The following is a 330-nucleotide window of genomic DNA, read 5'->3' as shown; positions in this document are numbered from 1 at the left end:
AACGTTCCACCGCGTCCGCCACGGCCCGGGCGATCGCCTCGCACGCGGTGCGCACAACGTCGGCCCCGGGCTGCGCCGCCGTCGTGCTGATCCAGCTCGCCAGCTCGTCGCCGGTGCCCAGCGAGCGCCCGCTCGTCGCCTGCCGCTGGATGATCTGTTCCAGCGCCGCCAGCGCCTTGGGGATGACCTTCCCCGTGGCCGCGACCGCGCCGTTCTCATCGAAGCGCCGGCCGAGCCGAACCCGGGCAAGCCCGTCGAGCAGCTGGTTGCAGGCGCACACGTCCTTGCCGCGCACCCCGCTCGCATCAGACCCGCCGGACGCGGGCACGA

Annotated in this window: 1 protein-coding gene; it reads right to left on the bottom strand. The window is 74.2% G+C overall.

Going from position 1 to position 330, the window contains the following annotated elements; translation table 11 throughout:
- A partial coding sequence (locus tag L6R21_28205) for an anhydro-N-acetylmuramic acid kinase (GenBank protein MCK6563088.1) occupies positions 1-330 on the bottom strand: 330 nt, incomplete at both ends.

It is taken from the genome of bacterium, assembly GCA_023150945.1.
Taxonomy (GTDB): Bacteria; Zhuqueibacterota; Zhuqueibacteria; order Zhuqueibacterales; family Zhuqueibacteraceae; genus Coneutiohabitans.
The sequence above is the reverse complement of the archived record's forward strand: the minus strand, read 5'-3'. Positions and strand labels throughout refer to the sequence as shown.